General features: G+C 46.6%; 24 protein-coding genes. 4 read left to right on the top strand and 20 right to left on the bottom strand.

The window, feature by feature from the left end; genetic code table 11:
• Positions 1-145: 145 nt before the first annotated feature.
• The 7 genes from DPQ25_RS04865 to DPQ25_RS04890 all read right to left on the bottom strand — a co-directional run bounded on the left by DPQ25_RS04865 (position 146) and on the right by DPQ25_RS04890 (position 5,154).
• Positions 146-2,110 (bottom strand): ABC transporter permease, encoded by a 1,965-nt coding sequence (locus DPQ25_RS04865; RefSeq protein WP_177576880.1) that lies wholly within the window; start codon positions 2,108-2,110, stop codon positions 146-148.
• On the bottom strand, positions 2,100-2,867 hold the full coding sequence (locus DPQ25_RS04870) for an ABC transporter ATP-binding protein (RefSeq protein WP_112332071.1): 768 nt from the start codon (positions 2,865-2,867) through the stop codon (positions 2,100-2,102). The genes DPQ25_RS04865 and DPQ25_RS04870 overlap by 11 nt, the downstream gene beginning before the upstream one ends.
• A gap of 83 nt (positions 2,868-2,950) precedes the next feature.
• Complete coding sequence (locus DPQ25_RS04875; protein WP_112332072.1) at positions 2,951-3,139, bottom strand: cysteine-rich KTR domain-containing protein; 189 nt, start codon at positions 3,137-3,139, stop codon at positions 2,951-2,953.
• Between the two features lie 5 nt (positions 3,140-3,144).
• Positions 3,145-3,267 (bottom strand): hypothetical protein, encoded by a 123-nt coding sequence (locus DPQ25_RS15215; protein WP_262510509.1) that lies wholly within the window; start codon positions 3,265-3,267, stop codon positions 3,145-3,147.
• A gap of 10 nt (positions 3,268-3,277) precedes the next feature.
• The gene (locus DPQ25_RS04880) at positions 3,278-3,925 is read right to left on the bottom strand and encodes an ABC-2 transporter permease (RefSeq protein WP_112332073.1); all 648 of its coding nucleotides are present in this window, start codon (positions 3,923-3,925) and stop codon (positions 3,278-3,280) included.
• Positions 3,918-4,778 carry an ABC transporter ATP-binding protein gene (locus DPQ25_RS04885; protein ID WP_112332074.1) on the bottom strand — a complete coding sequence of 287 codons (861 nt, stop codon included), beginning with the start codon at positions 4,776-4,778 and terminating at the stop codon, positions 3,918-3,920. The genes DPQ25_RS04880 and DPQ25_RS04885 overlap by 8 nt, the downstream gene beginning before the upstream one ends.
• Positions 4,771-5,154, bottom strand: coding sequence for a GntR family transcriptional regulator (locus DPQ25_RS04890; RefSeq protein WP_112332335.1), 384 nt, complete (start codon positions 5,152-5,154; stop codon positions 4,771-4,773). Before DPQ25_RS04890 ends, DPQ25_RS04885 begins: the two co-directional genes overlap by 8 nt.
• Positions 5,155-5,404: 250 nt before the next feature.
• On the opposite strand from DPQ25_RS04890, the gene DPQ25_RS04895 reads away from it, so the two are divergent.
• The 4 genes from DPQ25_RS04895 (at position 5,405) to DPQ25_RS04910 (ending at position 8,537) form a co-directional block, all read left to right on the top strand.
• Positions 5,405-5,761, top strand: coding sequence for a helix-turn-helix transcriptional regulator (locus tag DPQ25_RS04895; RefSeq protein ID WP_112332075.1), 357 nt, complete (start codon positions 5,405-5,407; stop codon positions 5,759-5,761).
• 202 nt (positions 5,762-5,963) lie between these two features.
• Entirely contained in the window at positions 5,964-6,293 is a 330-nt protein-coding gene (locus tag DPQ25_RS04900; protein ID WP_112332076.1) for a plasmid mobilization protein, read from the top strand.
• A complete protein-coding gene (locus tag DPQ25_RS04905) occupies positions 6,254-7,588 on the top strand; it encodes a relaxase/mobilization nuclease domain-containing protein (protein ID WP_112332077.1) in 1,335 nt (444 codons plus the stop codon). Before DPQ25_RS04900 ends, DPQ25_RS04905 begins: the two co-directional genes overlap by 40 nt.
• A gap of 61 nt (positions 7,589-7,649) precedes the next feature.
• Positions 7,650-8,537, top strand: a complete 888-nt coding sequence (locus tag DPQ25_RS04910; RefSeq protein ID WP_112332078.1) for a BRO family protein — start codon at positions 7,650-7,652, stop codon at positions 8,535-8,537.
• Between the two features lie 191 nt (positions 8,538-8,728).
• Here DPQ25_RS04910 and DPQ25_RS04915 read toward each other — a convergent pair whose 3' ends face one another.
• From DPQ25_RS04915 to DPQ25_RS04970, 13 genes are all read right to left on the bottom strand, one after another.
• Positions 8,729-8,938, bottom strand: a complete 210-nt coding sequence (locus tag DPQ25_RS04915; protein ID WP_112332079.1) for a transposon-transfer assisting family protein — start codon at positions 8,936-8,938, stop codon at positions 8,729-8,731.
• A 4-nt stretch (positions 8,939-8,942) separates the two neighbouring features.
• Positions 8,943-12,704 (bottom strand): LPD25 domain-containing protein, encoded by a 3,762-nt coding sequence (locus tag DPQ25_RS04920; protein WP_112332080.1) that lies wholly within the window; start codon positions 12,702-12,704, stop codon positions 8,943-8,945.
• 125 nt (positions 12,705-12,829) lie between these two features.
• Positions 12,830-13,198 carry a cysteine-rich VLP domain-containing protein gene (locus DPQ25_RS04925; RefSeq protein ID WP_112332081.1) on the bottom strand — a complete coding sequence of 123 codons (369 nt, stop codon included), beginning with the start codon at positions 13,196-13,198 and terminating at the stop codon, positions 12,830-12,832.
• Positions 13,195-15,270, bottom strand: coding sequence for a type IA DNA topoisomerase (locus DPQ25_RS04930; protein WP_112332082.1), 2,076 nt, complete (start codon positions 15,268-15,270; stop codon positions 13,195-13,197). The genes DPQ25_RS04925 and DPQ25_RS04930 overlap by 4 nt, the downstream gene beginning before the upstream one ends.
• A 78-nt stretch (positions 15,271-15,348) precedes the next feature.
• Positions 15,349-15,510, bottom strand: coding sequence for a hypothetical protein (locus DPQ25_RS14615; protein WP_177576850.1), 162 nt, complete (start codon positions 15,508-15,510; stop codon positions 15,349-15,351).
• 68 nt (positions 15,511-15,578) lie between these two features.
• Positions 15,579-16,295: a DUF4366 domain-containing protein gene (locus tag DPQ25_RS04935; protein ID WP_112332083.1), complete on the bottom strand. Its 717-nt coding sequence runs from the start codon at positions 16,293-16,295 to the stop codon at positions 15,579-15,581.
• Positions 16,285-16,551, bottom strand: a complete 267-nt coding sequence (locus DPQ25_RS04940) for a DUF4315 family protein (RefSeq protein WP_112332084.1) — start codon at positions 16,549-16,551, stop codon at positions 16,285-16,287. Before DPQ25_RS04940 ends, DPQ25_RS04935 begins: the two co-directional genes overlap by 11 nt.
• Before the next feature lie 7 nt (positions 16,552-16,558).
• Positions 16,559-17,296, bottom strand: coding sequence for a phosphoadenosine phosphosulfate reductase domain-containing protein (locus DPQ25_RS04945; RefSeq protein ID WP_456237272.1), 738 nt, complete (start codon positions 17,294-17,296; stop codon positions 16,559-16,561).
• Between the two features lie 2 nt (positions 17,297-17,298).
• Positions 17,299-19,227: a C40 family peptidase gene (locus DPQ25_RS04950; protein WP_456237273.1), complete on the bottom strand. Its 1,929-nt coding sequence runs from the start codon at positions 19,225-19,227 to the stop codon at positions 17,299-17,301.
• Positions 19,228-19,265: 38 nt separating this feature from the next.
• Positions 19,266-20,105, bottom strand: coding sequence for a DNA-methyltransferase (locus tag DPQ25_RS04955; protein WP_112332086.1), 840 nt, complete (start codon positions 20,103-20,105; stop codon positions 19,266-19,268).
• Entirely contained in the window at positions 20,102-22,498 is a 2,397-nt protein-coding gene (locus DPQ25_RS04960; protein ID WP_112332087.1) for a VirB4-like conjugal transfer ATPase, CD1110 family, read from the bottom strand. The genes DPQ25_RS04955 and DPQ25_RS04960 overlap by 4 nt, the downstream gene beginning before the upstream one ends.
• Positions 22,458-22,850, bottom strand: coding sequence for a PrgI family protein (locus DPQ25_RS04965; protein ID WP_112332088.1), 393 nt, complete (start codon positions 22,848-22,850; stop codon positions 22,458-22,460). Before DPQ25_RS04965 ends, DPQ25_RS04960 begins: the two co-directional genes overlap by 41 nt.
• A 1-nt stretch (position 22,851) precedes the next feature.
• On the bottom strand, positions 22,852-23,400 hold the full coding sequence (locus tag DPQ25_RS04970) for an MT-A70 family methyltransferase (protein ID WP_112332089.1): 549 nt from the start codon (positions 23,398-23,400) through the stop codon (positions 22,852-22,854).
• Positions 23,401-23,408 lie beyond the last annotated feature (8 nt).

Raw genomic sequence — 23,408 nt, forward strand, 5'->3', positions numbered from 1 at the left:
ACAAAGAAACGGCGGCTTGATAAACTCAAAACCGCCGCCAGACAATAGAAATATATGTAAAATAAGCACACGAAAGCACCTGCCCCGCAACGGTTTTTTTCTTTCCCCGTCGGGCGGGGCAGGATAACTTCAATATGCTACCTTTTTATCTTATATCAGATCGTAGAATAACCTTTTTGAACAGGAACATCGTAGCACCAAAGTAGGTTAGATAAATCGCGCAGAAAAGTAGGATTGTTACAAAACCATACAATAATATCAATCCTTTCTGCAAAATGACTTCTCCAAATAAAACCTGTGTGCTGGCAATCAATAAAACCGTAAGGAAAAGCGGAAATAAAAGCGGAATAAAGAACATCGTTGATATTTCCTTGCGAATTAAAGAAGCCTGTTTTTCTTTTGATACACCAAGCAGACCTATAATCTCATAATTTTTTCGATTTTTATCTATCGCCGAAAGCTGTTCAAAGGCCAGCACCGCACAAGAAAGAATGATAAAGATAATACTCAAATAAAGGCCACAAAAAGAAATAGCAGTAAACCCTGTAAGGGAGTTTGCAACACCCCATGCCTTTACAGTAACCCCGAGTGTTATCCGTTCTGTTGGTTCATATCCCGCTTGAATATCCGGAAGCCAATCATCGCTGTTGAGAAATCTTTGGATTTCTCCCTTTAATTCAGAATAGCTCTCACCATTCAATTTCATAGCCAGCCGTATTTTATTTCCTGATAACTGTTGTGCTGTTTCATCTGGCAGGACAAGTACATAACCGTTTGTTCCTGCCATTTGATATTGCTCCATAGGTTCCGTTAAAATAGGCGTTTTAATCGGTGTCAATGTTCGATCATTTACAATGATTTCCGATTGTTGTTCTAATGCCTGTTCTATATCGTCAAGATAATTCCATGTATCACAATGAATTAAGTATTGATTGCTGCCCATAGAAACAGGTGAAAATCCCAACATCTGCCGTAAATGGTTGTAATCAGACAAGGATAACGCTTCTATGGCTTCATTTGGAACATCATACAGATAATATGTTACACTGTCCTCAACCTCGCAGCGTTGATCTACAAAAGCAATAACGTCGTCCATGCTGGACTTGGTTAATGGCGCGTCAATGGCTACGCCGACATCGTAAGGATAATAAACTTCCATGTTAGCCTTATAGCTGGCACCCATTGAAAGCCCTATGAACATAGTCACAAGTGATATTGTCAAAAGGATTGCTACTATTGCCATTGTTCTGCCAGCAGATTGAATGCGCCGTCCAATCTGCCCTAAGAAAAACAAGTTCTCTGCCTTATACTTTTTATGAGGGGCACGCTTTGCAAATTGATATAGTAAAGCTGGTAGTTGCCGATGAAGTTCATAAACCCCAATAAGTAGAAATAGGCAGCTTCCACCTATATAAAGTATAGCCGCATTTGTCTGAATTTGAAGTCCTTGTGCAAGTAACACAACGCCTAATATCATAGCAGCGGTTGAAATTAGCACCACAAGAATACTCTTTTTAATTGTCTTAAAACGATATTCTTCGTTTTTTCTGTTATCGTAAAGTAGTTCAACTACTTTACGACGACGGATAACTTTTGCCGCATGAAATATTCCAAACCCATACATCAGAATGAAAAGTACCACCGTAATTCCCCACGCCTGAAAGGAAAAGGAAATATGATAGGTATGAGGGGTTTCAAAGATATTTTTAACGACTTGATTTAATACGCCGGATAAAAGCGTTCCGACGATAGAGCCAAACAGAAGCGCGCCACACCCGATAATTGTATTTTCGATCAAGAAAAGGTTGCTTATTGTTTTGACTTCCATTCCCATAAGTTCATAGAGTGCAAATTCTTTTTTTCGTTGTCCTAACATAAACCGAATAGCATATTTGACAACAAATGAAGCCATAAAAGCAATCAAAAAAGATAATATGAGAATGCCGGAAGTTAGCATAGACATATTTTCCGACATGGCAATAATATCGTCGGAAAATCCAAGTGCCAAAAAGGAATACATCAATGCAATCGTAAGCGTAATCGTAATAAAATAAATGATATAATCGCGCAAACTCCTGCAAATATTCCGAAAGGCCAATTTAGCGTACATCACTGACACCCCCTCCCATCATGGTGAGGACATTCAGTATTTTTTCAAAGAACACTTGCCGAGTATCATTTCCCAAGAAGATTTCGGTAAAGATTTCCCCGTCTTTTAGAAAAAGAATACGGCTGGCATAACTTGCGGAAAATGCGTCATGAGTAACCATTAAAATTGTCGCGCCCAGTTCTTTATTTATGCTTTGGATTGTCGAAAGCAGCATTTGAGATGAATGGCTGTCCAATGCTCCGGTTGGTTCATCAGCCAATATCAATTTAGGCTTATTGATAATGGCTCTGGCGCAGGCACACCGCTGTTTTTGCCCGCCGGAAACTTGATAAGGATATTTCTCTAAAATATCTGTGATATTCAATTTTGCGGCCATTTCCTGCACAAGTCCGTCCACCTGTCCGACTGGAATATGATTGATCGTCAATGCCAAGGCAATATTTTCAGAAATAGTCAAGGTGTCGAGTAAATTGAAGTCTTGAAAAATAAAGCCAAGATTTTCCCGCCGAAAGCGGGCAATTTCTTTTTCCTTGATTTCCGTTACATCTGTGCCGCCCAAATAAATATGCCCCGCGCTCACTGTATCTATCGTGGAAATGCAATTAAGCAAAGTAGTCTTGCCGGAGCCGGAAGGCCCCATAATCCCGACAAATTCACTTTCATTGACGGTAAAACTAATATCTCGGATTGCCTTTGTAATGTTGTTGCCATTACCATAGAACTTTTGAATACGCTCTAACTTCAAAATCTCTTTCAATGAATAATTGACCTCCTTTAATCGCCCCTTTACAACAACTCTATAATAAAGCCGATAACCAACAAGGAAATCCACCTTGTGTGTTATCGGCTCTGCGGCTGTGCGTCTGGCGCTTTGATAACGGTTATATGGAACTGTTCAACATCAATCAAACATTCGCTCTTACATTTTGGACAAAAAAGAGGAAAGTTTTTGAGAATGGTATCTTCTCGGATTTTGTCGCGTGTTTTATTACCACAAATAGGGCAACGGATAAAATCTGTTTTTTCCATGCCTATCACTTCACATTCCGGTCATTATCTTTTTTCTTTTTTTCCTCTCGATATTTCCGAATGATTTTATTTCTAACGGGAATACCAACACCAATAAGCAAAACAACGGCTAAAATTGTAAAATCCATACCGTTCACCTCACATTTCTTTGTTCTTCATAATCCGAATAGAAAACAAGATTGATACCGCATACATAACGACGACAAGCACAATCACGAGTACAATAAGCAGCACAGGAGAGTTACTAATCGTAGTGATAATTGAGTTTTCCATAGGTATTTTAGGGAGCAGAAACAACGTCGCTAAAAACCCCGCCACCGGGATATACATAAACACGCGGCCTTTGATAGAGCCGAACTTATAATATCCGGGGATTTGAAACACTGTATAAAGTGCAAATAGGAATAAACCGCCAATAGCTGCGCTGATAATATCGGTCTTTTCAACGGTTTCACCTATTACACGTAATACAATAGGTTGAGTAATAAGTGAAACAACAAGAGCAAGCGCCCCCAGCGCAAGAACAAAAAGATAACGACCAATCACCATTTCACTTTTTTTAACGGGTAAAATACCATATAGACGCTCCATGCTATTCTTTTCTGTGATAGAAAATGTGTAGCCCGTTGTCATGGCAATAAAACACATGGCGAAAGAAACACCCGTCAATATAGAGCGATTGATTGCCGCAAAAGCGATAGGAAGAAGCATAGTAAAACCAAGCACTTTGAAATACGGCCTTACAAGGGAAAAATCCAGTTTTGTGGCTTTCAACATATTACTCATAATCTTCACCTCTCTTGCTTGTAAATACAACAATTTCGTCAATGGTTGCTGGCTCTATATCCAAAGTCGAAAATGCTGCAACATCTTCAGTTTTAACCAGAGCCTCAAAACCTGTTGGAAATGTGCGGACACCAATCGCCTTTCCTTTAAGATCGGCAGATAGTTCATTCGTTCCCCCCTTGACAATGCGGAACATATCTACAAAGTCATCTTTGCTCCCGCTAAAGAACAGTTCGCCATAACTGATATAAGTTATATAGTCGGCAGCACGTTCCAAATCTCCTGTTATATGCGTAGAGAATAAAACACTGTGTTCTCCGTCCTCGATATATTCCGAAAGGATTTGCAGCAGTTCATCTCTGGAAACAGGGTCAAGGCCGCTGGTAGGTTCATCTAAAATCAATAGCTTTGCGTCGTAAGAGAATGCACAAGCAAGCATTAACTTCATCTGCATACCTTTTGAAAGTTCTTTGACTTTCTTATTTGTAGCGATATGGAACTTCCGTAGCATTTCAGCAAATCGCTCCGTATTCCAGTTCGGGTAGAAAACAGAAATAGACTTTTCGACCTGCGTTATTTTCCAATCGTCGCTGAAATAGTTGGTATCAAACACAACGCCAAGTTCTGCCTTTGCTTTTTGCTCGTCAATGATATTGTCAAGACCCAGGATTTTAATTTCGCCGCTATTGCGTTTGAGCATATTCAAAATGAGTTTGATAGTGGTTGTTTTACCGGAGCCGTTCGGTCCGATCAATCCCATAATGTAGCCTTTTGGTAGAGTAAAAGTAATGTTGTGAAGCTGAAAGCTGTCAAAGGATTTCGATAAGTTTTTTACCTCTAAATAATTAGTCATCTGCATTCGCCTCCAATAAAACATCTAAAAGATGATGTAGTTCTTTGTTAGATAGGTTAGCAATTTTCGCTGCTTTTATAGCTTCTGTCAAACTATTTTCTACTTTACAAATTAGTTGCTCTTTCATTAGTTCGGAACCACTTCCCAGCACAAAGCAGCCCTTACCTTGAACATTCTTGACAAATCCCTCTTGTTCCAGTTCGGTATATGCCTTTGTAACCGTTAATACGCTGATTTTCAAATCCTTTGCCAATGTTCTTAGGGAAGGTAGCGTTTCCTCTGCTTGAAGTTCTCCCGACAAAATTGCAGCTTTCACTTGTTGTTTAATTTGTTCATAGATGGGTACACCTGACATATTAGATATTATTAGTTTAATTGTCATCACCCTCTCTCTGTTCTTACTGTTATATTGTTCTGCATAACAGTATAACACATGATTTGGGAGATAGCAATACTTTTCAAAAAAATTCACAATCGGCTTTGCAAAAGTTTACAATCGACATTCACATAATTTGTTGGAAAGAAATCTGCAAGAATAATAGGAATTATTTAAGCTAATGCTATGAAATGTATAGACATATCCAAAAAGAAAGGTGAACAGTAGAATGTAATAGGGTGAATTAAAAATGGCAAAACGACCTGTACCGTTGTACGATTTTAAGGCTTTCGGGGCAGCCATAAAAGCCGCGAGAAAAGAATATGGAGAGAGCCGGAAAAAGGTAAGCGACGAGTTATATATTTCCCCGCGTTACCTTGCGAATATCGAGAACAAGGGGCAACAGCCGAGTTTACAGGTATTCTATGACCTTGTAACCCGGTATCATATTTCGGTAGATCAATTTTTCTTTCCAAACAGCGACGCGGAGAAATCCACCGGGCGGCGACAGCTTGACGCGCTGCTGGACAGTATGAGCGAGAACGGCCTACGGATTATAACCGCAACGGCAAAGGAAATAACGGAAGTTGAAAAGGCAGAGGGCTAACCTCTTTCATACGGGAAATGCAGGATTGCAGCGCATGGCGGCTGCAATCTTTTTTTGTGTAAAAATGAAAAAACAGTACAACAAAAGCCACCTTTGAAACGGGATAGGGAGTAGATAGCAAGCACAGCAAACGAGTACCCGTTTGCGAAAAATGCTTGTTGGGATAGTCCCAAACCCTTATAGAAAGAAAGGCGGCGTGAAAATGGAAAACCGAAAACGAAATATTCAGATGAAGTTTTACGTTACAGAAGAAGAAAAGCGGCTGATCGACGAGAAGATGAAGCAGCTACCAATACGGCAATACGGCGCATACCTCCGCAAAATGGCGATAGACGGATATATCCTTGTCGTTGACCGAAGCGATACAAAAGCGTATATCCGGGAACTGCAAGCGGTGAGCCGGAATATCAATCAAATTGCCAAGCGCGCCAACGCGACGGGGATAATTTACAAGCAGGATATAGAGGATATAAAAAAGGCGGTGGGCGAGATATGGCAATTACAAAGACGCACCCTATTAAATCAACCTTAAAGGCCGCGATAGACTATATCCTAAACCCGGAAAAGACAGACGGAAAACTGCTTGCGTCCTCTTTCGGCTGCGGTCTGGAAACCGCCGATATAGAGTTTGCATGGACGCGGGAAGCTGCGGGAGATCGCGGCACCCATTTAGGGCGGCACTTGATACAATCCTTTGCGGTGGGCGAAACCACGCCGGAAGAAGCGCACAAAATCGGCATGGAACTTGCGCAAGCGGTGTTAGGCGGCAAGTATGAGTTTGTATTGACAACCCACGTTGACAAAGGCCATTTGCACAATCACCTGATTTTTAACGCTGTCAGCTTCGTTGACTACAAAAAATACCATTCCAACAAGCAAAGCTATCACTTTATCCGGCGCACCAGCGACAGGATATGTAAAGAGCATGGGCTATCCGTCGTCGTGCCAGGGCAGAACAAGGGAAAAAGCTATGCGGAATACACCGCCGAAAAGCAAGGGATAAGCTACAAAGCCAAACTGAAAACGGCGATAGATACCCTCATTCCCCAAGTCAAAGATTTTGACGAACTGCTGCGCCGTTTACAGGAAATGGGATATGAAATCAAACAGGGCAAATATATTTCTTTCCGCGCTGCTGGACAGGAACGGTTTACACGCGCAAAGACGCTCGGTGCGGCCTATACGGAAGAAGCGATAAAAGAACGTATCAAGGGCGTATATGTTGCCAAAGAAAAAACGCTGCGGGAAGATAAGAAAATCCGGCTTGTGGTAGATATTGAAAACAGTATCAAAGCCCAACAATCGGCGGGCTATGAACGGTGGGCGAAAATCCACAATCTGAAACAGGCCGCAAAAAGTATGAACTTCTTAACCGAAAACAAGATTGAATATTACAGCGATCTTGAAAGCAAAATTGCGGATATTATGACCGCCCACGACGCGGCGGCAAAAGCGGTTAAGGAAGTAGAACGGCGAATGTTTGATCTGTCCTTGCTGATGAAGCACACAACCACATACAAACAGTTAAAACCAATCTATGAGCAGTACAAAAAATCGTCGGACAAGGAAAAGTATCTGCGCGGGCATGAGAGTGAAATTATCCTGTTTGAAGCTGCGGCGCGGGCACTCCGAGAAATGCAGATTAAGAAGCTGCCTGATCTCGCCGCGCTACGTAAAGAGTATGACAGCTGGACAGACAGAAAAGCCGCGTTATATGAAGATTATCGAAAAGCTAAAAAGCAAATGCAGGAATACGGCGTTGTCAAAAAGAATGTTGACAGTATTCTTTACCCGTCCCAAAGCAAGGCGAAAGAACAGGAACGGTAAAACCTTATAGCGAAAATCAGCGTAACATGGTAAAATAAAAAAGAGAAAGGAGTAAATCTCTATGGGTACAAACGACAATATACAGATTTTTGAAGATAAACGCATAAGAACAGCATGGGACGAGGAAAAAGAGGAATGGTACTTTTCCATTGTTGATGTTGTTGCGGTTTTGACCGAGCAGCCAGATACACGCCATGCTGCGAAATATTGGAGTGTCTTAAAAACACGCCTTAAAAAAGAGGGAAGCGAGTTGACTACAAATTGTAGTCAACTGAAATTGAAATCAGCGGACGGGAAACGTTATTTGACCGATGTTGCGACAACCGAACAGCTTTTGCGTATCATTCAATCTGTTCCCTCACCAAAAGCAGAGCCGTTTAAGCTATGGCTTGCAGAAGTAGGCAAAGAACGTATAGAAGAAACCATAGACCCGGAACAGGCGATTGATCGCGCCCTTGAAACTTATCTGAAAAAAGGATATACCCGCGAATGGATTAACCAGCGGTTACAGGCAATCCAAGTCCGAAAAGAACTAACCGACGAATGGCAGGACAGAGGCGTACAAAGGGGCGTAGAGTTTGCAATACTTACTGACGAAATCACCCGCGCATGGTCGGGTATGACGACGCGGCAATACAAAAAACTGAAAGGGCTGAAAAAAGAAAACCTGCGGGACAACATGACAACAACGGAAATCGTTTTGAATATGCTTGCGGAAACCTCTACAACGGATATTTCCAAAGAAACCAAACCGCAAAACTTTGAAGAAAACGTACAGGTGGCGCGGCAAGGCGGCGAGGTCGCCGGAATTGCTCGGCAAGCATTGGAGCAGCGCACCGGGAAACCCGTTATCACTTCCCAAAACGCGGCGCAATTAAACACTGTTGTAACGGGTATGATTGAGGGCGTTGTGGACGCGGAAAAGAAGAAAGACGAAACAGACGAATAAAGGGGCTACAAGTGGAATGTTAGGGGCTGAAAACGCCTGTGTTTCTGCGGCTTCCAGCGCGTGAAAACAGCATAGACGATACTTTATACTCAAACCTCAAAAAACAGCTTTCTAATGTTCCACGCAAAAGGCAAAAAAAGAACAGGGGCGCGGTGCCGGAAATCGGCAACCGCGCCCCTGCTGCGTGTAAGTCATTCCTCGTCGGTCAATATAAACTCCTTTTCGGAAAACTCGCTGTCTGTCATGGCTTGCAGCTTCTTTACTGCTGTTTCTGCAATCTGCTGTATATCCCCGTCCATATAGGGCATGGCTGCAACGATATTATCAACCGTTGTTTCGCGGCTGTCCTCCGCGTAAATCGCAATAATGTTTTCTTCTTCTATGGTAAAATGGATATTCATAGTATCAAACCTCCAAATCTCTTTTTTGCTCTTTCTGCTTATCTTTCGGCTGCTGTGCCGCCTGTTTCTTGTACTCGTCCAGCTTTTTCAGAATGGACGGTTTCTTTTGCGGCTGCTCCCGTTTCTCGGATTTTACCGCTTTTGCAAGGTCGGTAATGGAAATTGCTTCGCCCGCCTTTGCCCGTTGCTCCAAATCCGCAACGGTAGGCGTTTGCGGCGTGTTATTGATAATCCCGTCAAAATTGTTGTCGTTCTGTTCTATGGTGTCCTCGACGTGCTTTAAGGGATTATCCCGCTGCGGTTGCTCGGCGGCTATGGCGTAAGCCTGTATGCCGTTACCCATAATGAGATACTTCCCGTCCTCCGACGCATGGTGAAAACCAAAGCCCGCCGCTTCGATCTGCTCCCGGCTCATATCGGTGATATAAAAATTACCCCTCGGCGTTCTGACGGTTTCGCCCGTCATAAGGCTTTCGGGGGTCGCTTCCGGCTGCTGCTTTTCAAGCTGCCCGTCTTTATAGGAATACCCTTGCGCCGCGATTGCTTCAAGGGTACTGCCTGTAACGTCGCCATAAACACGCTTATCTGCGTCCACCAGCATTTGCAAAGTATCTTTGACGGTATCGGATAGGGCTTGCTGCTGTTCTGGCGGTAGCTTATCAAATACGGGGGTTTCCTGCGTGGAAATCGGCGGCTCATAGTTGTTTGCTGCATATTCTTCAACCGTCATTCTTGCGCTTGCGGCTTCCTGTGCGATTTCGTCCATAACGTGCTGCTTGTATTCCTGCAAATCCGGGTCAAAATCTAAAAACTGCGGGGCTTCGGGCAAATCATACTCACCTCTGTTCAGCATACCCCGGCAATCATCAACGTATTTCTGTACGGCATGGAAATAGGCTGTTTCCGGCGGGGTAAGGTTGTCGGCTTCTTTCATGGCTGTTTGGGCTGCTTGCTCCATTTCGGACAGGTTGCTATGTAATTTGAGATATGGGATAAACTCATGCAAAAGCATATCCCGTCCGGCAATCTCCTGTTCCAAAGCGTCTTTTCCCTCATTATGAAGCACATAATTTTTCCAATCTTCATCTTGTGCCAAATTGTTATGGTGTTTTTCAATGTGTTCAATAAGGGAACCGTCCCCGTCGCCTAAATCTTGCTGACCCTCATATGTTCCTTTTTCACCGTTCATCGTATAGTCAATTTGAAACGCTGTCTTATCGTATAAATGGCCTCCATGCTCTACGTATTTCTTCGCGTCTAACGATTGAAAAACTCTATTCGCTGCGGCAAGGGACATCTTTTCACCGTCTTTTAGCTGGCTGCTTTCACTCCAAAGTACCGTAACGACGGGTTGAATAGCGGGATCAAGGCTGGATTGTATGTACTTATCTGCTTCCCGCTGCTGCTGCAACTCGGTAAAATGCCCCTCAATCTCGGTAATGAGTTCCTTTGCGGTGGCCTGTATCGCTTCAAGGGACGCTTTTAACTCGGTCATTTCCTTGCCGCTGCTCCAACCTGCTACATAGCCGAAAGAGTAATCTGACGTATCAAGCCCAAAGTGCTGGCAAACGATATAGGCGATACTTTCCGCTTCCACCTCGCGGGTATGGCGGTCAACGCGGTTTTGCTGCTCCGGCGGGGCGTTCAAATCCACATCATGCCGCTTTGCATGGGCGATTTCGTGAATGGCGGTTTTTACCGCCTGTAATTCGCTTACGCCCTCTTTGATTGCAATACGCTTATCTGCGTTGCTGTAATACCCGTTTGCGCTGGTTTGGATATTTTCAAAAGCAATCGGGACGGGAGACGTTCTCTTAATCGCTTCAAAAAAATCCTCGTACTGTTCCACGTCGGCAAGCAAGGGCTTAACGGAAAGGTCGGGAAACTCCTTGCCCTCGGTCTGTGAAATATCAAAGACAGTTATAACCTTAAAGGCGGGTACGCTGATTTCTTTTTCTTCCTTTATCGCTTTTCCCTCGCGGTCAAGCATGGGTTTTCTCGTTTCGGGGTCGATTTTATCTACCAGCTTTTTCACCTTGTATGGCGCGGGGGCAAAGATTTTTATACCTTTCTCGCCCTTTTTTACATGGCGGTCAAACTCTTTTTCCCATTGACGGAAACCCATTACCAAATTACCGCCTTGCATGGCAATCAAAATGGTATTGTTTAGGCTGTAATCGTGAAACTTTGACATAGCCGTTAGAAACTCTTTGTAGCGATCACTGTCAAAAATCGCCTGTACGCCCTGTTCCAAACGGGCGGTGATTTCCTTTACCTTGTCGGCGGGCTTTTCAGAAGAAAGTATAATCGGGACGACGGGGCGGGGTTGCTGCTCGGTGGTCTGTGCGCCTGTCTGCTGCGCTTCGGCTGCGTCCATAAAAGTCTTGTCCTGTTCGCCGCGCTCCGGCTGTGGGTAACTCATAATGCGGTATTCCTCCGGCACTTCGCGTCCCTCAAACTGCCGTTCCCACTCGTCGCCGCTTTCCATGATATACCCGTATTCGGTAAACGCTCCCTTTTCCTGCTCGGCGGCGTTCTTGCCAAAGGCGGCAAGGTCAATGCCGCTTTTCCATTCTTCGGGCATTTGCACCATGCCGGATTGATTTAAGTAATAGTCGCCCAAATCGCGGTAGGTATGTACTTCGGGGATATGTACGAAATAATCCGCGTTATAGGTGAAGTCGATAACCTGTCCGATATTCTCAAAACCGTTTTTCTGCTGCAAGGCTGCGTTCAGCTTGCCAACCTCGGCGGGGTCAAGCTGTTCAAAACGCGCCGCAAGAAAATTGAGTTCGTCCATACTCGCCGTTTGGATAAGGGAAAGCGGCATATTAACAGGTTTGTCCTGTGGGGACGAATAGCCGTTAATAAAAAAATCCTGCGGGTTGTCGGCGGTAATGCCGACGCCCTGCATAGCTTCGTGAAGCTGCTCCTTTGTGGCGGGCATATCCAGCCAATAACCGCCTGCGTCGCCCGCTTCAAAGCGGCTGCGGTTGCCAATCATAATAGAAAACTGTTCGCTCATGTGTTCACGCTCCTTTTGCTGCCCGGTATTTTCGGGGATAGCTGCCGCCCGTTCTGTCGGGGTTTCCTTTGCTTCGGCCTGCTCCGGCTGCGTCCGTTCTTCGCCCTCTATGGTGTACCCCGGCAAAAGCATACCGTTTACTTTGAAATGGTCGGCGTATTCCGGCGGGATAGGCGGGGAGATTTCGGTAAACAGGCGGTCGTATGCTTTGATACGCCCATTCAGATACTTTTCCATAGCCGCCCTATCTGCAAAAGTTTTTCTGTCCTGTCCGGCAATCTTCGCTTGCCCGTTTCTGTTCGGGCTGTTGGTGTAAACGCCCCATGTGAGAGAGTATGAATACGGGATAGATTGCTGTTTTTCCCTGTCATACCGGGTATTCTCGTAAATGTAGTAATTCATCTGATATACCCGGTTGCTGCGGGTGTGGCGGTTATATTCGTTTTCCTGCCACTGGTTAGAGGTGTGCTGCACAACGGTTGTCCTTGTGTATTCAATCGCTTTGTCGAGCAAAAGGGTTTTTCCCGCCTGTTCTTCCCATGCAGCGGCGCGCTTTGCAAGGTCGTTAAATATCGCCTGTTCCGCTGCCGCGCTTTCCTTGCGCATGGCGTGTAGCTGTTCCAGCGGCAAAGAAACATAAGGGGAAATATCTCCGTCCTTTGCTTCAAAATATATCCGGCGTTCTATCCGCATGGTTTCGGCGGCTTCTAATTTGTCATGGTCGTATGAGGAATACGGCATATTGTTTTACACGCTCCTTTCTCAATTTTTAAGGGTTTGGGACTATCCCAACAAGCAAAATCCCCGCAAATCTCAAAGAGAAGTGCGGGGATTTATCGCAAACGGGTACTCGTTTGCTGTGCTTGCTATGTAGTTGTTCTTAACCGCAAACGGCGGTTTCTCTCGCTTTCCGCTTTCTGTCTGCGGCGTATCTTTGCCGCGCAATCGGGACAGTATTTCGCCCGGTTGCTGCCCGCCGCAAACGTGCTGCCGCATACCGCGCAACGCTTCAAATCGGTTTCCCCGCTGCGGGTGATCTGTTCGCAAAGCTGCCTGTCGGCGGGTAATACCGCTTCGCGGAAATATCGGCAAATAAGGGAATAGCTGATACTCTGCACACAAACGCAAGTTTCCCCGTCATCTAAAAGCAGACAGTTTCCGCAATCGTTGTTTGCACAAGCGGCGCGGGTCATTTTCTTTACGGCTCGGTATGACTTTTCATCAAGCCTAATCATTTTCGGTTTTGCTCAACGCGGAAGTTTACATACTTGCCGCCTGTGTCGGCAAGCAGCACAACCCCGTCAAAGGTCTTTCCCGTTTTCGTCGAGTGCATACCCTTGATTTTCACCTTTCCGTCTTTCAAAAGGGCGGCGGCAATCGCCTTTGTGAAAGTCTTTTTTCGCTGTTCAAAAAATCGGTCGTTCTTCCACATGACAAAGCCGCAAGCCCTGTCGGAGCAGTAAAAGTTTTTCTTTCCCTCGTAAACCGCCGCGCCGCAACGGGGGCAAGTGCCGATTGCTTCCCGCTGCGGGGTAAACAGCTTCGCTTTATCCTCGGAAATTGCGGAATAGGTCTTGACGAGATCTGCCGCCATTTTTTCAATCCCGCGCATGAAGTCGGCGGGAGTGTCGCTGCCTTTGGCAATCCCTACAAGGCGCGTTTCCCATTCTGCCGTAAGCTGCGGGGAAGTAAGGGCTTCGGGCAAAATAGCGACAAGGTTATATCCGTCCTTTGTGGGGATTAGCTTTTTACCTTTACGCTCGGCAAAGCCCGCCGAAATTAACTTTTCGATGATACCCGCCCGCGTTGCTGTCGTGCCTAACCCCTTGCGCTCGGCTTCTTCCGGCGTGTCCTCCTTGCCCGCGTTCTCCATAGCAGACAAAAGGGTATCTTCGGTAAAGGCTTTCGGGGGCTGCGTGAAACGCTCGGTAATCTCTGCCGCTACGTTATCAAATGTCTGCCCCTCGGAAAGAGGGGGCAAAACCGCTTCCGGCTCGGCTTCCTCGTCCTGTTCTTCAGCTACGGCGCGGGATAGTCTTTCAATCTCGCGCCAACCCTCGCAAAGCGTCGTCCTGCCCTTTGCGGTAAAGGTATAGCCGCCGCAAGTGAAAACCGCCGTAACCGCTTCATAGGTATAGGGCGCGGCAACAGCGCAAAGCAATTTCGCGCATACAAGGGTCATTAGTTTTTTCTCGCTTTCGGCAAGGGAAGAAAAGCCGTTTTTCAAAAACTCCGCTGTCGGCAAAATAGCGTGGTGGTCGGTTACTTTGCTATTGTTGATAATCCGCGAAAGATCGGCTTGCAGCTTCACCCCCTGCATAAAGGGGAGAGCAGCGCAAAGCCCGGTAATGAGTTCCCTTGTGCTGTCCTGCATATCGGAAGTAATGTGCTTGCTGTCGGTGCGGGGATAGGTCAAAAGCCGCTTTTCATAGAGGGCTTGCGCATAGTCAAGGGTCTGTTTCGCCGTAAATCCATACAGGCGGTTTGCTTCCCGCTGCAAGGAAGTAAGGTCAAACAGTTTCGGCGGGGCTGCGGTTTTCTTTTCTTTTACAAGAGAAGTACAAACGACCTGCGATTTCTCGCAAGCCGCTTTCATCTGCCGCGCCGCCGCTTCGTCGTGTAGCTTATCGGACAAAGCTAAAATACCGCCCGTGTCCAGCTGGACAACATGATACTTTTCTTTTTTGAAACTGTTAATGGTATAGTCGCGGTTGACAACCATAGCAAGAGTGGGGGTCTGCACTCTGCCAACATTCAGCGTCTTATGGTACAGGATAGAGAAAAGGCGGGTTGCGTTAATGCCGATCAGCCAATCGGCCTTTGCCCTGCAAAGTGCGGATTGATAGAGATTATCATAGCCGCGCCCGTCTTTGAGGTTTGAAAAGCCCTCGCGGATTGCGCTTTCCTCCATGCTGCTAATCCATAGGCGGGAAAAGGGCTTGTTACAATTTGCCTGTTCATAGACAAAACGGAAAATGAGTTCCCCCTCGCGCCCCGCGTCGCAAGCGTTGACAATCTCGGTAACGTCGTTACGGTGCATAAGGTCTTTGAGGACAGAAAACTGCTGCTCCTTGCCGCTGGCAACAACAAATTGCCACTCCTGCGGGACAATAGGGAGATCGTCGTATTTCCATTTTCGGTACTGCTCATTGTAGGTCGCCGCGTCCGCAAGACTAATCAAATGTCCGACACACCACGACACAATGTAGCCGCCGCCCTCAAAATATCCGCTGTGTTTTTCATTCGCGCCCAAAACGGCGGCAATCGCCGCCCCAACGCTCGGTTTTTCTGCAATTACAAGTTTCATGTTTTTAATCCTCCTGTGAAAAAGAAAAGCGGTAAATCCTTTTCTTTGGATTTACCGCTTTAAGGTATTCTTTACATTTTAGTCGTCAAAGTATTCCGTAAATTGCCCCATTTCCTCAATTCCGAAATAATCCATAAGCTGCTTAATCGCTTCACCTTTTTCGGGCTGGCGGTGTTCGGGTTTGCATTTGGTATAGTCGTTGTAACGGCTTGCTATATATGCTTTTTCTTTGGCAGTCATTGTGCCACCTCCTACCATATATTCACATTTGCACTATACCATATTACAAAAAAGGAAACAATTATTTATTACAAGTTTTCGTCCTCCTGTTCGATTTCTAATTCTTCCGTTTCCTCGTCGTCCTCGTCAAAGTCGAGATCGTCAAGATTGCTACTGCCTTTTGCTGCGTCCTTTTTGGGCTTCAAAATCTTAAAGTAGTAGAACGCGCCGCCGCCCGCTGCGGCAACAAGCAACACGACAAGTAGAATACCCATACCGCCGCTTTTTTCTTCTTCCTGCGGCTGCTCGGTTTCTTCCGGCTCCGGCTCGGCTTCCACGCCCGCGCACTCGCTCATGTTGACGCTGCAAACAGGGCAAGCGGTGTTGACGCTTCCGGCAACACATTTTTCAGTGCAGCTACAAACGGGGGCTTCGGTCTGTCCGTCCTCCATAAGTGCGGTTAAATCGGCTTCGTCCACTTGGTTAAGGAAATGTACGGTGTTTTCTCCGTCATCGGCGCGGTCAATGATGATGTAAAAATAGTTGCCGTTTTTGGTAACGACGGTGATAAACTGTTTATCGCCGGACGCTTCGCCCGTTATGTCGTCCACAAGGCTCATATTGCCCTCCGGCGTTAGGGGCTGTGGCTCATAGCCGCCTGTCGTTTCCTCCGGCTCGGTAACAGTTTCCGGGGCTTCTTCTACCTCCGGCCCTCCACCCGCATAGGCAGTAACAGAAAAGCCGCACATGACAACGAGTGCGGCAAGCAGAACAGTAATTTTTCTGAATAGCTTTTTATTCTTCATCTTCTCTGTCCTCCTGTTCAGTGCTGTATGGGGTTTCCTGCTGCGGCAAGACGATTTCGCCGCTGGCGTATGCGGAGAGGAACGCGGCAAGCTGCGCCCCGTCAATGTGTACCGCCTTTACCATTTGAACGATCTGCGCGTTTTCTTCCTCGGTTTTCTGCGCTTCAAGGGCTTTCAGCTTATTTTGATATTCAACGATTTTCGCCCTCGTCTTTGAAATATCTCTTTCGATACGGTCAAGTTTCGTGTTTGCCATAAATGATTTACTCCTTTCCAAAACGGTCTTTCCATGAATAGTTACGCCCCAATCCCTTTACTGTTTTGAGATAGGGCATAGCGTTTTCCTCTAAAGCAACCGCCCGCTTAAACAAATCGGGATAATGCTTTTTAAGATACAAAATCTCCTGCCGTTTCATGCTCGGACAAAAGAAACAGGACGATTTGCCGGGTAGCGGCAAGCCTGCCGCCCTAATTTCCCGTATGCAATCGTCCCTGTCCCAGCCCCACATTTCAATAAGGGGGTAGCGGTTATGATATTTTTTGTCGGCTTCGTTATGCTTGCGGGAATGTTCATAGCGTTTCATTTCGCCCGCGTCATAGCCGATAAAACGGTTGACTTTCTCGCCCCGCTGCCAAATCTCGCGGCAAGGTGGGTAACGGTTGCAAAACTTCTCTTGCGGAGTGATTTTGTGTTTCTGTGAACACCGCTTATATCCGTAGGCAATCGACGGGAGAGTGTGAGAGCGCAAGCACTCGGTTTCAAGGGTAAGACGGTTTCCGTATCGGTCAACCGTCTTTACAACTGTAATTTCCGGCATACCATGTTCGGATAGCCATTTATTCATCACTTTGATAAATTGATAGGTATGCGGGTGTTCTGCTCCCGTATCGGCAAAGGTGATAAGGTCAACCGGGATTTTATGCTTGTATAGGCCAATAAGTAAGGCGGCACTATTCGTACCGCCGCCAAAAGAAACAATATTGATAATATCGCCCTCCAATCTTAATTGTAATTGAGCCGCCCGTAGGCGTAAAAGTGGGATTGCCAATAGCTTGTATTGAGTTTTGAATATTGAATAGGGTCGCCACAATGCAGCATGACGGGGTTTCCCGCCGCGTCCTCACCGACATAAATCCCCACATGGGAAACGCCGGGGGTATCGTATGTGCCTGTAAAAAATACAAGGTCGCCCGGTTTCGGGGTGGAAACGCGGGTTGAAATGTTATATAGCCCCTGCGCCCCAAGTCTGCCCGTATTGTATAGGCCAGAGTTTGTCAAAACATAACTCACAAAACCGCTGCAATCAAAAGAGGTTTCCGGGCTGCTGCCGCCCCACACATAGGGAAAACCGACGTATTTTTCCGCTTCGGCAATCAGCCGCGCAAACTGTTCATCGGAATTGAGCAGCGCGTCGGGTACTTCGTAATCGGCGGGCGGGTTTTCATAGTATTTAGACACATAGCCGGATTGCGGGAACAGGTCGGGGCGGTTGCCAAGAGAGGACATATACAGCGAATAAAGGGATAATTGATCTTCTCCCATGATGTAAACGGGGACATGGGATAGGTCAAAGTTTTCCAAATCCACATGAAGAATATAATAGTTATAGGGTACTTCAACTTCGTATTCGTTGCCCTCGCTGTCCGTCCTCATTTCTGTGCGGTAGCGTACCTGTACTTCTTCCTCAACGGTCAGGATATACTGTTTCTCAAAGAGCATTTCAAGGGTGCTTTGCGCTTCATCAAGAGTAAAAATGCCCTCATGCAGCGCGGAGAGAATAGAAATCAGCACATAGGGGTCATGCTCGATCTCGTCAGCGTTTACTCTGTATTCGTCATAGCCGGGGTATTCGCTTTCGATATTGTCAAGCATATCCTGTAATTCAGCTTCCATGTCGGAGTAGGCGGCTTCTGCGCCTAAAATATCCGCGTCCTCGGAAAGATAGGACGACGCAATTAAACCGCTGCCGCCATTACCGCCCAAAAGGGAACAAGAGGACAAGCCGCCGAAAAGTAGTAATACGACAAAGGCAATCCCGCCCACAATCAAACAGCCTTTCCAATGCCGGACGACAAAGAATGTCGCCCGTTTTGTTTCCTGTGCGGTTTTCTTCGCCGCCTTTGCGGTGGCTTCGGCGGCCTTTTTCGCCTTGCCGCTCGCTTTCAGCGTTTTTGCGTATTGCTTTTTAATCCGCTGTTTCTGCCAAAAACGGGAAATGGGATTAGAATGTGCAAGGGCGGGGTTGTCGTGCAACGCTTTTTGATAGTAAAAATCTGCGTTTGCCTTTACTGCCTTTTTTTCCGCTTTTGCCGCTGCCCGGTAGGGTTTCAGCTTATGGCGGCGTATGCCGCCCTTAACTGCCCGCGTTGTCATGCCGCCCGCTTTTTCTCCTGCAAGTTCTACCTTATGCCCGCTTTCCACACCGACGTTTTCTTTTTCTACCTCGTAGATTTTTCCATGTACGGTACTGTTCAACTCCTGCGCCGGACGGGATAAGGGGTTATGACGCAATTTGCCGTTTGGTGGCTTATCCGTCTTTTCAAAAGAAAGGCGCGTTTTTGATTTTCCTTTGGTTTCGTCAAAAACGCGTTCTTTTTTAATTGTAGTCTTTTTGGGGATAGCCGCCCGCGCTGCGTCTAAACGATCTGCCGCCTTGTCGGATTTTTTGATAGCTTTTTGAAGTTCCGGCGTTGCCCGTTCTGCTTCGGAAAACTGCAAACGTGAAGAATGGGTTTTAGGCTGTGCCGCGTCAAGGGCTTTTTTCTCTGCGCCTTTTGTTGCGTGTCGCTCAATCTCTGCGCCGATATGCTGCACAACCTTTTCTGTTGCTACCCCTGCGGGGGCTGAATAGTTTTCCTCCTGCGGCCTATCGCTGATACTCGCCGTTTCGCCCGTTGTGAGATTTTCCGCAACCGCCCCGTCGCGGGTCATTTTCTGTGTTATCTTGTCCGGGGCTTTCAGTTCCTTGCTCAATCTTCATCACCTCCAATCCGCTGTTTTGCAAGTTCGCAATAGTCGGGGTTTAGTTCAATGCCGATATAGCGGCGGTTAAGCTGCCTTGCCACCATGCCCGTTGTACCGCTGCCAAGAAAAGGGTCAAGGACAATCCCGCCGATAGGACACCCCGCCAAAATACAAGTTTCTGCCAACTTCGGCGGGAACGCTGCGAAATGCCCGCCGCGATATGGTGCGGTGTTGATCTGCCAAACGTCGCGGCGGTTTCGAGTAGGTAAACCCGTATTAGCTGCCGCTATTGGCTCGGCTACTGCTTGCCAATCGTAGTAATATTTCTTTGATTTTGTGAGCAGAAATACATACTCATAGCAGCGTGTCGGACGGTCTTTGCAGCTTTCCGGCATGGGGTTTGCTTTGTACCAAATGATAGAGCTACGCAAATACCAACCGTCACCCCGCAAAGCAAGGGCGACAAGCCAGGGAATACCGATTAAATCTTTCGGCTTGCAGCCGGGGGCGCGGCGATTTATCGCCACCTGCTGCCCGTTTCTGCCTTTCGGATATATTGGGTCGTGGTAATCGGCCTTGCTGCCTGTACCGCAATAAGTGTCCGCGATATTCAGCCAACAAGTCCCCTCCGGCACAAGCACCCGCTTTACCTCATGGAATACCGTTATAAGACGGGAAACATATTCTTCCGGCGTTGCTTCCTGTCCGATCTGCCCGTCTGCGCCGTAGTCCCGCAAAGCATAGTAGGGTGGGGACGTTACGCAACAATCGACGCTGTTTTCCGGCAGGGTTTGAAGTACCTGCAAGCTGTCGCCGCAATAGATTTTATTTGCTTCTATCCTCATGCTGACACCTCGCCGGGTTTGGTTGTCATTACGCGGTAAAGTTCCGTATCTTTCGGGAAACGGTCAATAAACGGCAAAATGACGTTGCCATAGAAAATAAGCCCCTCGCCCGCTTCGGAATGGGTCACATAGGTCATTTGCTGCTGTGAAATGTTAAGCTGCTTTGCAAGGATTTCCCTGTCGCCCTGCGCTTGATTGAGCATATACACAAAATCGCTGTTTTCAAAAATGTTTGCCACTTCGCGGGACGCAAGCAAATCTTTGACATTCTGTGTGATACCTGTCGGAATACCGCCCCACTTTCTAAAACGCTTCCAAATCTCGACACTGTACGCTGCGGTCTGTTCCTCTTTGAGCAGCAAATGAAACTCGTCAATATAGTACCGTGTCGCCTTGCCCTCGCTGCGGTTTATGGTAACTCTGTTCCATACCTGATCTTGCACAATGAGCATACCAAGTTTTTTTAGCTGTGTGCCGAGTTCCTTAATATCAAAGCAGACAAGGCGGTTGTGAATATCAACATTCGTCCTGTGATTAAACACATTCAAACTGCCGTTTACATAGAGTTCCAATGCCGCCGCGATACGCTGCGCTTCCTTTTCCGGCTGCTTCTTGATTTCGTTGTAGAGATCGCCCAAAATCGGCATATTCTCCGGCTTTGGGTCGGCAAGGTAGCTGCGGTACACGCTGATAACAGCGCGGTCAATCAAGGTCTTTTCAACCGCTTCCAGCCCGTTTTTGCCGCCCATGATTAACTCGCAAAAGGAAAGAATAAAATCACTTTTGAGCGCAATCGGCGTGTCGCCCTCGCTGTAATTGAGGTTAATATCCATAGGGTTGATGTACTGCGTGCTGTTCTGCGAAACCTTGATAACCTGTCCTTTCAGCCGCCCCACAAGGGGGTAATATTCGGCTTCGGGGTCGCAAATGATAATATCATCTGCCGTAATGAGAAAAGCGTTTGTAATCTCGCGCTTTGCCGAAAAACTCTTGCCGCTGCCGGGTGTGCCGAGAATAAGGCCGTTTGGATTTTTCAGCCGTTTTCTGTCGCACAAAATCATGTTGTTAGATAGCGCGTTTAGGCCGTAGTATAACGCTTCGCCGTTTTGGAATAACTCTTGAACAGTAAAGGGTACAAAAATAGCGGTGCTGCTCGTCGTCAAGCCCCGCTGGATTTTGATTAAGTTTTCCCCCAATGGGATAGAGGACATAAGCCCCTGCTCCTGCCGATAATCAAGGCGGGTTAAAATACAGTTATATTTCTGTGCAATCCCCGCCGCACTAAATACGTCGTTATCCAATTTCTGCTTTGTGTCGGCAAGATTGAGGACAAGCAACGTAAGCAAAAACATTCTTTCGTTGCGGCTCTGCAAATCGTGAAGCAGATTTTTTGCTTCGCCGCCGTAGGTGGCAAGGTCGGACGGTATTATATCCATATCGTACCCGCTACGGATTGCCTTTTTCTGTTCTTCGATTTTCATACGGTCTAAATCGGTAATTTTCCTTTTGATCGTCTTAATCGCTTCGTTGTGGTCGATACTCTGAATATGCAGATTAACGACAATCCCGTTTTCTGCTTCCATGAAGTCGGCAAGCATACGGTCAGACAGTTCCGGCGCGACAATCTGCAAAAATGAAACTGCACCATACTTGCCGCCCATTTGAAACATTCGCCCGTCGCCAAAACGGAAAGAGGACGGGGCGATAAAATCCTTGACGGATAGGCCGCTTGCGGGTAGCCATTCCCATTCAAAATTGAAGCGTTCCCCGTCGGGGTGAAACAGACCATGAAGCAAGGCAAGCCGCTGTTTTCCGTCCAGCGTCCGCGCCGCCGCGCCGATCACCTTAAAATGATTGAGAGTGTCCGTTTCAATACGGGCAAGCCGCGCCCGCGCTGTTTTTATGTCCTTTGCTTCCACTGTAAAAGTGAGAAACTTTGTCTTGATAAGCCCGTTGTTTCCCCGTTCAAGCTGCGCTTTGAGCATTTCGGTGTATTCTGTTCTGATACTGTCAAAATCGTCATTCTGCGGCGCAATCGTGATACTGTTTTTGAAATCCTCCTTGTTTGCATAACGGCTAATCAAAGAGAGCTGCACACTGATTGAAGCGTCGAAAGAGTTATACATATCGCAAAGAGCCTCAAAAATGGCGGTTTTATCGTCCGGCTGTGCAAGCTGATAGTTGATGTCCTCAAACTCTATGCACTTGGAATACCGCCCGTTTGCAAGGCGGCATACTCCGTCCTTATACATTCGCTCAAACGGTATGCTGTCCTGCGCCGTATGGGGCTTTCCGTCGCCTTTCGCCTGCCGGATAATCGCGGCGATCTGCTTTTTCTCCTGCCGCGTAAGTTTACGCTTTTCGTTTTGGGTGTTCACCTTTTCTTTTGACAATCGCCCGTACCTCCTTATCTAATTGCTGCTGCCGCACAAGGGCGGCATAAAAATTGTTGGTCTGATAAGGTCGCTCTTTGGGGCGAAGAAACTTCACTTCCACAAATTGCCGTATTACAATTTCAAGGGGCTGCCCGTTCTTTTCATACATAGCGAATAAGAACATGGGAAGCATGGCAAGCACCATGCACAAAGCCGCCGTTGTCGTTCCCGCGCTGTCCTTTGTCAAAAAGAAAAGCGGTAGTCCGATTGCTACCGCTGCGCCGAAACAAATTAACTGTCGTTTTGTAAGGTTAAACATAACCTTGCTTTTGATTTTTGTTAAATCCTTTGGGACGGTTACATACGCCATTTCAAACCTCCTTTCTTTCAAGCTGTATATCGCTTGCAACTTCGTTCCCCCATACGTCCCAACCGGGCGTATGCTGCCTTGCAAAAAGTTCAATGCGCGGTAGGTCGCCCATAAGGTCTACAATCTTTTTCCGCGCTTCATCGGGCTTTTTGCTGTGTTGTTCAACAGGGGAAATAATGAATTGGTGTACCTTGTTTGATTTTCGCTGCGGGTGTCCTTTGGTAGCAAGCAAACAGATTTCCGCGTTTCCCCGCGTCCAAAAGCCCAAACCGTAAAACCAAGTGAGAGATTTTCGGTTTTGCTTTAGCCAAACAAAAGCAACGGTTTTATATAAAAATCCCCATGCTTTGATTAGCTTTAACGCTTCCGCAATCTGCGGGAAAGTCGTCCATAAAAATAGGACACAATCGCTATCGGCAATCTGCGGTATCGGCAAAGCGCAAATATCATCTATCTTCATAGTTGGGTAATGCCTTGCTGCTCCGCCGCGTACTTTCTTTTGCACATAGCCCCAAGGGGGATCGGCATAGATGATTTTATATTTCTTCACTTATTCCC

Origin of the sequence: Hydrogeniiclostridium mannosilyticum (assembly GCF_003268275.1) — a bacterium.
Lineage (GTDB): Bacteria > Bacillota > Clostridia > Oscillospirales > Acutalibacteraceae > Hydrogeniiclostridium > Hydrogeniiclostridium mannosilyticum.

What these genes read in the sequence shown, in the direction of transcription:
- DPQ25_RS04880 (WP_112332073.1), bottom strand. Translation starts at nt 3,925, where the DNA reads ATGAGTAATATGTTGAAAGCCACAAAACTGGATTTTTCCCTTGTAAGG.
- DPQ25_RS04930 (WP_112332082.1), bottom strand. Translation starts at nt 15,270, where the DNA reads ATGAAACTTGTAATTGCAGAAAAACCGAGCGTTGGGGCGGCGATTGCC.
- DPQ25_RS04920 (WP_112332080.1), bottom strand. Translation starts at nt 12,704, where the DNA reads ATGCCGTATTCCTCATACGACCATGACAAATTAGAAGCCGCCGAAACC.
- DPQ25_RS04900 (WP_112332076.1), top strand. Translation starts at nt 5,964, where the DNA reads ATGGAAAACCGAAAACGAAATATTCAGATGAAGTTTTACGTTACAGAA.
- DPQ25_RS04955 (WP_112332086.1), bottom strand. Translation starts at nt 20,105, where the DNA reads ATGAGGATAGAAGCAAATAAAATCTATTGCGGCGACAGCTTGCAGGTA.
- DPQ25_RS04935 (WP_112332083.1), bottom strand. Translation starts at nt 16,295, where the DNA reads ATGAAGAATAAAAAGCTATTCAGAAAAATTACTGTTCTGCTTGCCGCA.
- DPQ25_RS14615 (WP_177576850.1), bottom strand. Translation starts at nt 15,510, where the DNA reads ATGACTGCCAAAGAAAAAGCATATATAGCAAGCCGTTACAACGACTAT.
- DPQ25_RS04950 (WP_456237273.1), bottom strand. Translation starts at nt 19,227, where the DNA reads ATGACCCGCGACGGGGCGGTTGCGGAAAATCTCACAACGGGCGAAACG.
- DPQ25_RS04905 (WP_112332077.1), top strand. Translation starts at nt 6,254, where the DNA reads ATGGCAATTACAAAGACGCACCCTATTAAATCAACCTTAAAGGCCGCG.
- DPQ25_RS04925 (WP_112332081.1), bottom strand. Translation starts at nt 13,198, where the DNA reads ATGATTAGGCTTGATGAAAAGTCATACCGAGCCGTAAAGAAAATGACC.
- DPQ25_RS15215 (WP_262510509.1), bottom strand. Translation starts at nt 3,267, where the DNA reads ATGGATTTTACAATTTTAGCCGTTGTTTTGCTTATTGGTGTTGGTATT.
- DPQ25_RS04895 (WP_112332075.1), top strand. Translation starts at nt 5,405, where the DNA reads ATGGCAAAACGACCTGTACCGTTGTACGATTTTAAGGCTTTCGGGGCA.
- DPQ25_RS04910 (WP_112332078.1), top strand. Translation starts at nt 7,650, where the DNA reads ATGGGTACAAACGACAATATACAGATTTTTGAAGATAAACGCATAAGA.
- DPQ25_RS04940 (WP_112332084.1), bottom strand. Translation starts at nt 16,551, where the DNA reads ATGGCAAACACGAAACTTGACCGTATCGAAAGAGATATTTCAAAGACG.
- DPQ25_RS04965 (WP_112332088.1), bottom strand. Translation starts at nt 22,850, where the DNA reads ATGGCGTATGTAACCGTCCCAAAGGATTTAACAAAAATCAAAAGCAAG.
- DPQ25_RS04915 (WP_112332079.1), bottom strand. Translation starts at nt 8,938, where the DNA reads ATGAATATCCATTTTACCATAGAAGAAGAAAACATTATTGCGATTTAC.
- DPQ25_RS04885 (WP_112332074.1), bottom strand. Translation starts at nt 4,778, where the DNA reads ATGACTAATTATTTAGAGGTAAAAAACTTATCGAAATCCTTTGACAGC.
- DPQ25_RS04865 (WP_177576880.1), bottom strand. Translation starts at nt 2,110, where the DNA reads ATGTACGCTAAATTGGCCTTTCGGAATATTTGCAGGAGTTTGCGCGAT.
- DPQ25_RS04875 (WP_112332072.1), bottom strand. Translation starts at nt 3,139, where the DNA reads ATGGAAAAAACAGATTTTATCCGTTGCCCTATTTGTGGTAATAAAACA.